Raw genomic sequence first — 754 nt, forward strand, 5'->3', positions numbered from 1 at the left:
CAGCGCCGATGGTACTGCAGGGGGGACCCTGTGGGAGAGTAGGACGCCGCCGAACAATTTTTGAGGACCCCTGGTCCCAGCGTTCACGCTGGGACCAGGGGTCCTTTTGTTTTGTCGAAGCGCGCCCGGATGCCGAGTGCGTAAGAATGACTGCGGTACCGATGACAGGAGTCACCCATGTCGACCAACTCTCCCGACGACCGACCGGAACGCGAGCAGCGTCGACGGGACGACGGTGACCGGGGCGGATACCGCGGAGGGCCGCGTCGAGACGGTGACCGCGGGGCTCCTGGGCGCCGTGACGACCGGCGCGATGGATCGCGCGGCGACCGTGGCGGGTTCCGCCGCGATGACCGGCGTGACGCGCCGCGTGATGACCGCGGTGGGTTCCGTCGTGACGACCGGCGTGATGGGCCGCCACGGGACGACCGCGGTGGGTTCCGCGGGCGTGATGACCGTCGTGACGGTGACCGTGGTGGGTTCCGTGGCCGCGATGACCGTGACCGTGGTGGACGCCCCGGGTCCCGGCCCGCCGAGCGGTCGGACGGCCCTCGCCGCGACGACCGTGACCGTGGTCCCCGTAGGGACGGTGACCGACCCGCGTTCCGTCGTGACGATCGGCGTGATGGGTCGCGTGATGACCGTGGTGGGTTCCGTCGTGACGATCGGCGTGATGGGCCGCGTGATGACCGTGGTGGCTTCCGTCGGGATGACCGCCGTGATGCGCCGCGTGACGATCGTGGTGGGTTCCGTG

Annotated in this window: 1 pseudogene; it reads left to right on the forward strand. The window is 70.0% G+C overall.

Annotated features, from left to right (window positions below):
• Positions 1-298 precede the first annotated feature (298 nt).
• A pseudogene (locus U9R90_RS36565) lies at positions 299-754 on the forward strand (hypothetical protein); the annotation flags it as partial.

It is taken from the genome of Streptomyces sp. E11-3 (genome assembly GCF_046540415.1).
GTDB lineage: Bacteria > Actinomycetota > Actinomycetes > Streptomycetales > Streptomycetaceae > Streptomyces.